The 8,182-nt window shown below is 48.7% G+C and carries 6 protein-coding genes and 3 pseudogenes; 8 read left to right on the plus strand and 1 reads right to left on the minus strand.

All coding sequences use genetic code 11. The features are described from left to right. Positions 1-6: 6 nt before the first annotated feature. From DW091_RS07525 to DW091_RS07545, 5 genes and pseudogenes are all read left to right on the plus strand, one after another. Positions 7-1,359: pseudogene (locus tag DW091_RS07525) on the plus strand (type IV secretory system conjugative DNA transfer family protein); the annotation flags it as partial. 591 nt (positions 1,360-1,950) lie between these two features. Further along, the gene (locus DW091_RS07530) at positions 1,951-3,786 is read left to right on the plus strand and encodes a reverse transcriptase/maturase family protein (protein WP_317985599.1); all 1,836 of its coding nucleotides are present in this window, start codon (positions 1,951-1,953) and stop codon (positions 3,784-3,786) included. Between the two features lie 96 nt (positions 3,787-3,882). Further along, positions 3,883-4,350: pseudogene (locus DW091_RS07535) on the plus strand (type IV secretory system conjugative DNA transfer family protein); the annotation flags it as partial. Between the two features lie 29 nt (positions 4,351-4,379). Next, on the plus strand, positions 4,380-4,685 hold the full coding sequence (locus DW091_RS07540) for a TrbC/VirB2 family protein (protein WP_118517853.1): 306 nt from the start codon (positions 4,380-4,382) through the stop codon (positions 4,683-4,685). 37 nt (positions 4,686-4,722) lie between these two features. Then, a complete protein-coding gene (locus DW091_RS07545; RefSeq protein WP_118517841.1) occupies positions 4,723-5,580 on the plus strand; it encodes a hypothetical protein in 858 nt (285 codons plus the stop codon). A 33-nt stretch (positions 5,581-5,613) separates the two neighbouring features. On the opposite strand, the gene DW091_RS07550 is transcribed toward DW091_RS07545, so the two are convergent. Further along, the gene (locus tag DW091_RS07550) at positions 5,614-6,018 is read right to left on the minus strand and encodes a hypothetical protein (protein ID WP_118517842.1); all 405 of its coding nucleotides are present in this window, start codon (positions 6,016-6,018) and stop codon (positions 5,614-5,616) included. A gap of 116 nt (positions 6,019-6,134) precedes the next feature. On the opposite strand from DW091_RS07550, the gene DW091_RS07555 reads away from it, so the two are divergent. The 3 genes and pseudogenes from DW091_RS07555 to DW091_RS07565 form a co-directional block, all read left to right on the plus strand. Further along, a complete protein-coding gene (locus tag DW091_RS07555; RefSeq protein ID WP_158577854.1) occupies positions 6,135-6,338 on the plus strand; it encodes a hypothetical protein in 204 nt (67 codons plus the stop codon). A 50-nt stretch (positions 6,339-6,388) separates the two neighbouring features. After that, positions 6,389-6,784, plus strand: coding sequence for a PrgI family protein (locus DW091_RS07560; RefSeq protein WP_118517844.1), 396 nt, complete (start codon positions 6,389-6,391; stop codon positions 6,782-6,784). Then, positions 6,768-8,182 (plus strand): annotated as a pseudogene (locus DW091_RS07565) (TraE family protein); the annotation flags it as partial. The gene DW091_RS07560 and the pseudogene DW091_RS07565, both read left to right, overlap by 17 nt.

Below are 8,182 nucleotides of genomic sequence, written 5' to 3' on the forward strand. Positions count from 1 at the left end.
CGGCCGATGGACCTTGAATCCTTTAAAAAGAACCTCATTTTCTATGTGCTGGGGATCGTGCCTGTCATTGGGCTGGCCCTGCGCATTGCCCCCTTCATTGATGTGGGGCTTTATGGTTTTATTCTCAAGTTCCCCGAAGTGATGGAGCATCCCTTTAAAATCACATGGTGTGGAAACAGTTTAAAATCCATCCTGATTCTGATGATTCTATATGTCATGGGAATCGGGATTTTTTGTTCCACCCGGAAAAACTACCGCCGTGGGGAGGAGCACGGGAGCGCGCGGTGGGAAGAGGCCAAGACCATCTGCAAAAAATATAAGGCTAAAACCTTTGAGGAAAATAAAATCCTGACCCAAAATGTCCGCATTGGTCTGGACGGGTACAAGCACCGGCGCAACCTGAATACCCTGGTCTGCGGCGGGAGTGGGGCCGGGAAAACCTTGTTCTTTGCCGAGCCCAACGTCATGCAGGCCAACACCAGCATGGTGATTTTGGACCCAAAGGGCGAGATTGCAAGAGCCACCGGGCATCTGTTGGAGGCTAAAGGCTATGAGGTGTGCATTCTGGATTTAATCAACATGGAAAAAAGCCACTGCTACAACCCCTTTGTCTATCTGGACACGGATAACGACGTGCAACGGCTGGTGACCAACCTCTTTAAAGCCACCACGGTCAAGGGCGCACAATCAAATGATCCCTTCTGGGATACTGCCGCCAGTATGCTGCTGCTATCCTTGATCTTTTATCTGAAATACGAAGCGCCAAAGGAGGAGCAGAACTTTGCCATGGTCCTGGAGCTGCTGCGCGCCGGGGACATGCCCGAGGAGGATGATGGCAGTTATGTCTCGCCCCTGGACGAGCTCATGGAGCGGCTGGAAGCGCGGGAGCCCGAGCACATCGCGCTGAAGTATTATCGCAATTACCGTTCCGGGGCCGCCAAGACCCTGAAATCCATCCAGATCACCCTGGCCGCGCGGCTTGAAAAGTTCAACCTGGAAAGTCTGGCAGACGTGACCATGACGGACGAGCTGGATCTGCCGAGCATTGGGGAGAAAAAGACCGCTGTATTTGCCATTATCCCGGATAATGACACAAGCTTTAACTTTTTGATCAGCATTCTCTACACGCAGCTCTTTCAACAGTTGTTTTACACTGCTGACCGAAAATATGGGGGGCTGTTACCCGTACACGTGCATTTCATCATGGATGAGTTCGCGAACGTGAGCTTGCCCGATGATTTTGACAAGATACTGTCCGTCATGCGCTCCCGGGGCGTTTCTGTTTCGATTATCCTGCAAAATCTGGCGCAGCTGAAAGCCCTTTTTGAAAAGCAATGGGAAAGCATTGTAGGGAATTGTGTGCGCCCAGAAGCCGCCTGCGCATTATAAATTATGGCGGCGTGGTATTTACAGGATACCGCCTTTAGCAAGCGGTCGGTAAAAGTATCAAGTGATGAAGAATCACAACCTATTATTCTACAACTTATCCGAGAGGGGAAACCCGAAGGGGAGTGTAGCATGTTGTCGCTTTTGTCCTTTGACAAAAGCCTGAACTGGAGAACACGAATCCTGTGTGTTCGAAAGTCCAAGAATAAAAATCAGTGTATGAGGTATAAAGCTAAACTGCCTGAACGATAGCCAGAGTGGGGGAACCCGACCCCGCATACGAAAAGGATTGAAACGTATGCCATTCCATGTTGATTGCATTTCGCAGTTATGGAATCAAGTGATACTCATGGAAGAACAACCACAAGACAGTGGGCAAATGGCGAAAGTCGGTGCCGACAACACTGAAAGCTCATCCTGTAATTACTAACTGGGGATAACCTAAACCCGGTAACGGGCATGGTTACACAGCTCCCATAGTAGTCCGAGACGTTAATGACGATCACATGGCGAAGGGGAGCAGCTTATTTACAAATACTAAAAGAAAGGACGGTGCGAGAGGCATTGAGAAATCCAATTGAAGTATTAAGAAGTTTGACGGAAAAGTCAAAGAATGAATCCTACCGGTTCCAGAGATTATACCGGAATCTGTATAATCCAGAGTTCTATTGGCTTGCATATAAAAACATCTATGCAAACACCGGCAGTATGACTGCCGGTACCGATGGAACAACCATTGACGGCATGAGTGACGAAAGAATCCAGAGAATCATCAAGACTCTGAGAGACAGAAGTTACCAGCCAAAACCTGCACGAAGAGAATATATTACAAAGAAAAACAGTCATAAAAAGCGTCCGCTGGGAATCCAGTCAGGAAACGACAAACTCGTGCAAGAAGTCGTGAAAATGATTTTAGAGAGCATCTATGAACCCGTGTTCAAAAAAACCTCACATGGGTTCAGACCAAACAGAAGTTGTCAAACCGCATTACAGCAAATCCAAAAGACCTTCACAGGAACCAACTGGTTTGTAGAAGGAGACATACACGCCTGTTTTGACAGCTTTAACCACCACACACTCATTCTACTTTTAAGAAAGCGCATCGATGACGAAGCATTCATACAGCTTATCTGGAAATTTCTGAAAGCAGGTTATATGGAGCAATGGTCATACAACCGGACGTATAGCGGAGTTCCGCAAGGGTCAGGCGTCAGTCCAGTGCTCGCAAATGTATACCTTCATGAATTTGACAAGTTTATGGAAGATTATGCGCAGACATTTAACCAAGGCAAAAAGAAAAAAATCAATCCTGAGTACAATAAAGCGTTGAAAAGAGCCTCCTATTACAGACGTAAAGGAAAAGAAAAGTGGTTCGATTTAACGCCAGAGGAGCGGATTGAGCGAACAAAAAAATTAAAAGCACTCGAAGCACTACAAAGAGAACTAACGCCAGCTCTGCCAATGGATGAAGCCTATAAGCGTATTCAGTATGTACGTTACGCAGATGATTTTATTATCGGCGTAATCGGAAGTAAAAAAGATGCTGAGCAGATCAAATGGGATGTTGGAAAGTTTTTGAAGGACAAGCTTGATTTAGAAATGTCCGATACAAAGACGAAAGTGACACATACCGGCGACAGGGCTCAGTTTTTAGGCTATGACATCACCGTATCTAGAAGTCAGGATTTAAAGAAATCCGCAAGCGGATACAAAATAAGAAGCAATACCGGTGTGGTAAAGCTGCTGGTGCCCAGAGAAAAATGGGTGGAAAAGCTACTGGAATACAAAGCGATCAAAATCAAGATTAACGAAAACGGCAAAGAAAAATTTGTGGCCCTTCACAGGGGAAAACTGGTGAATCAGAAAGATATAGAGATTCTGACAAAATATAATGCAGAAGTACGTGGACTGTATAATTACTACGCCATAGCGAATGATTCCTTTAAAATTGGTAAATTTGCCAATGTCATGAAATACAGTATGTACAAAACATTTGCGTGTAAATATAAAACAAATGTCCACGAAATCAAACGCAGATATTGTGTCGGAGACTTGTTTACAGTAGCCTATGACACTAAAGCAGGGAGGAAAACCACAACGTTCTACAGGGATGGATTTAAGCGGAAAGAGATGGCGACAAAATTTGATAATGTCAGTGAGTTGCCGCAATACTCAAAGTTCGTCAAAGTCAATACCTTAAAACAAAGAGTGGAACGCCACACCTGCGAGCTGTGCAACAAAGACTGCCGGAATCTGGAAATCCATCAGGTTAAAAAACTCAAAGATCTAAAGGGCAATGCAGAGTGGATTCTCCTTATGCGCAAAAGGAGACGAAAAACACTGGTTGTATGCCCGGAATGCCATCAATTGATTCATTCTAAAACACCGCAAAAAGAATAAGCGGAAAGCCGTATACATCGAGAGGTGTACGTGCGGTTTGGGAGGGAGGGGATGCAAGTCCCGCAAGGGATGAGCTGAACCTTACCTCATGATACCTTCTTATACCTCGGCGGAAACGAGCAGAGCACCCACAAGTACGTGAGTGAGCTGCTTGGCAAGGAAACCATTGACACCAACTCCTACGGAAAAAGCAGCGGCCGCAACGGGAACTATTCCACCAACTTTCAAAACGCCGGGCGGGAACTCATGACACCCGATGAGGTGCGACTGCTTGACAATCGGTACGCCCTGCTCTTTATCCGAGGGGAGCGCTCGGTGAAAGATTTGAAATACGATATCTGGAAGCACCCGAACGTTAAGCTGACGGAAAAGGGCGGCGCAGCCAATTACGAGCACGGCGGTACCGATCATGCCATTGGCACCATCACAGTCATGAAAGACGACCCCTCCATTTCCAATCCGGTGATCCCAGAGGCTTTAGTTGAGGCCCTGCAACATTACGAGGTGCTGTCCGAAGAAGAATTACAGGAAATTTTTGAAAAACAAGGAGAAAGCAAAACATGAAGAAAAAAGAACCCCCTGAACCAGAGTTGATGCGCCGTGAGCGAGGCCGAAAAAAGCGAAGACGGATTTTCTACGTCCTGGCCGTTGTGCTGTACTGTTTCAGTACAACGGCTTTTGCGGATGGCGACCCCATTACGGTGGTCAATAATCTGAGTGATTTTATTTTCGGTCTGGTCCGGGCCATCGGGATGATTCTCATCGGCTACGGCATTGTTCAGATCGGCCTGTCCTTAAAGTCTCATGATCCAAGCCAACGCGCCAACGGCATCATGACCGTTGCCGGGGGGATTGTCGTGACCTTCGCCAAGGAGATCCTGAACACCATCGCCGGTTAATCAAAAATGGGACAGATTGGAAAAATCTGTCCCTAAAATGAAAGGAGTGATTGAAATCGAGAGTGATAACTGGATTGCCCAAAATTTACAAAACGCCTTAAACACCTGGAATGGGAAACTGACCGAGATCTGGCAGCTGCTGACCCAATCGCCGGAAACTTTCAAGGGCGGGGGGATCTGGAACGTGATTGTGAGCATCAACGGCACGCTCCAGGCCATCGGCTACGCGCTGCTGGTGCTGTTCTTTCTGGTCGGCATGGTTAAGACCTGCGGGAGCTTTGTGGAAGTTCGAAAGCCGGAGCACGCCCTGAAGCTCTTTGTCCGCTTTGCCATTGCCAAGGGAGTGATCACCTATGGCCTGGAGCTCATGATGGCCTTATATACCATTGTCCAGGGCGTGGTCAGCCGTATCATGGCCACCTCCGGGCTGGGCAGCGCCGGGGAAACGGTTTTGCCAGATGCGATAGTGACCGCGGTGGAGAACGTGGATTTTTTTAACAGCATCCCGCTTTGGGCAGTCACTTTAATCGGTGGGGTACTCATCACGATTCTGAGCTTTATCATGATCATGAGCGTTTACGGCCGCTTTTTCCGCATTTACCTGTACACCGCCATTGCGCCCATTCCGCTGGCCAGCTTTGCCGGAGAGCCCAGCCAGAGCATTGGCAAAAACTTTTTAAAGAGCTACGCGGCGGTCTGCCTCGAGGGGGCCATTGTGGTGCTGGCCTGTGTGATCTTCACCGTCTTTGCGGCCAGTCCGCCCCAGGTAGACCCGAACGCCAATGCCATCACCATGGTCTGGACCTATGTTGCGGAACTGGTGTTCAACATGCTGGTGTTAGTTGGTACCATCAAGATGTCGGACCGCGTTGTGCGCGAGATGCTGGGACTGTAACCGCCCAATAAAAAAAGGACGTTTTTCAACGTCCTAAATGAGCGGTTTGTGATCGGTGGTATTTCGCAGGGTGCCGTCGGTATCCATGTAGATGTCGTTCAAGGGCACGTTGCGCTCCTTGGCTTTTTGAAGCTGCCAGTAGACATCCGCCTCAAGTCCCTGGTCAAGCCGATGGTCATCCATGCGGTCTTTGATAAAAAGCACGAGGGTGATGATCCAACGAATCCCTGCCTGGCCGATGAGCAGGTAAATGATTTTAAAAGCCAGCGCTTCGTGGGCACCGGCCCAGGGACTGAGAATGGTGCAGAACAGTACAAAGCAGGTCAGCGGCAGGGTCAGCTTCAGCTTGGGTGCGATCATAAAGGCAAGCACAACGAGCACAATGACCACAAAGAAGATCAGCGAAACCCGCATCAGTTCATGAAAAAAGTCGAGCATGGATAAAACCCCCTTTAAAAGTGTTTTTTCTTTAGTATAGACTCATTAAAGGGGAAAAACAAATCTACAGGAGGTGCTTTCTTAAGAATACGATGAAACAGTTTGAAATAAAACACATGGAACGAAAGGCGGCCAATGCGTTTGTTGCCGAACACCACAGACACCATGGGCCCGTCACCGGCCATCGCTTTTCACTGGGGTGTATCCGGCGGGCTGGACCTTTGGCTACCGTACCGCCGGTGGATCGTGGAGCAGCGCCGGGCGACCGAGAAAGGCGTCAGCGCATGAAGGGCCAAAGAAAATGTATGGTGCCGATTTAAACCATGAGTAGACAAGAAGAAGCATTTAAATTTAATAATTGGAGGAAATAATGGAAGTCAAAATTAATCGCGAAATCAGAGCCTATACGGAGAGCATGTTCTTCGGGCTTTCGCTGCGCCAGTTCGTGTTTTCCGTGCTGGCCTGCGGCGTGGCAGTCGGCCTGTATTTTTTACTCAAGCCTTACTTTGGCGTGGAAACCCTGTCCTGGATGTGTATCCTCGGGGCCGCGCCCTTTGGGGCTCTGGGATTCATCCGCTATCATGGCATGAGCGCGGAGAAATTTATCTGGGTGTGGATTAAATCCGAGCTTCTGATGCCAAGAGAGATCGTCTTTAAAGCGGAGAATCTGTATTACGAAATGCTGACCCACCCCATGAAGGTCAAAAAATCAAAACGAAGCAAAAAATCAAAACGAAAGGACGAAATGAATGCTCAAAACGCTTAGAAACGCGAACACACTGGAAAAGGAAAAATTGAAAATCCCCAGAAGGGTACAGGAAGCCATTCCCATCAAGGTGATTTATCCGGATGGGATTTTTTTAGTCCGAAAAAATGTCTACAGCAAGACCTTTAAGTTTACCGACATCAATTACGCTGTGGCTTCCCGGGAGGATAAGGAAGCGCTGTTTTTAGAATATAGTGAGCTTCTGAACAGTCTGGACAGCGGCGCAACCACCAAGCTGACCATCAACAACCACCGGCTGAACAAATCGGCCTTTGAAAAAAGCATCCTGATTCCCCTGAAGGAGGATGGCCTGGATATTTACCGGAAGGAATATAACCAGATGCTGCTGGACAAGGCCACCAGCACCAACAGCATGCTCCAGGAAAAGTATGTGACCATCTCGGTTTCCAGGAAAAAATATCAGGAAGCCAAAACCTATTTCACCCGGGTGGGCACCGAGCTCATGGCCCACTTTTCCCGGCTCGGCTCCCGGTGTACAGAAATGGACATGGAGGAGCGTTTGCGGGTGCTCCACGATTTTTACCGTACCGGCGAGGAGGATGCCTTCTACTTTGACCTGAAGCAGACCATGCAGAAGGGACACGATTTCCGAGATTACATTTGCCCGGACGCCATGAGCTTTCATTCAGATTATTTTACCATGGGCGGCCGTTTTGGTCGGGTACTTTATCTGAAGGAGTACTCGTCCTTTATCAAGGACAGTATGATCAATGAGCTCACGGATTTGGACCGGAATCTGATGCTCTCCATTGAGATTATTCCCATGCCCACCGATGAAGCCGTGCGGGAAGTGGAAAACCGGCTGCTCGGGGTGGAGACGAATATTACGAATTGGCAGCGAAAACAGAACGAAAATAACAACTTCAGCGCCGTCGTGCCCTATGATATGGAGCAGCAGCGCAAGGAGGCCAAGGAGTTTTTAGATGATCTGACCACCAGGGATCAGCGCATGATGTTTGGCTTATTAACGTTAGTCCACACTGCCGATACCCGGGAAGCTCTGGAGGCGGATACCGAGGCCCTGCTCACCACGGCCCGTAAAAATCTCTGCCAGTTCGCCATTGCAAGATTCCAGCAGCTTGACGCCCTGAACACCGTGCTGCCCATCGGTCACCGGCGGCTGGACGCTGTGCGGACCCTGACCACCGAAAGCATGGCGGTACTCATGCCCTTCCGGGTCCAGGAGATCATGGATGAGCAGGGGATTTACTTTGGTGAAAATGCCATCAGCCACAACCTGATCCTATGTAACAAAGCCAATCTGCTCAACCAATCCGCTTTTCTTCTGGGCGTGCCGGGCAGTGGAAAAAGCTTCAGTGCCAAGGAGCTGATTGTGTTTCTCGCCCTCGCGACCCAGGATGACATCCTTGTGTGTGA

It is taken from the genome of Eubacterium sp. AM05-23 (assembly GCF_003477535.1).
GTDB lineage: Bacteria > Bacillota > Clostridia > Eubacteriales > Eubacteriaceae > Eubacterium > Eubacterium maltosivorans.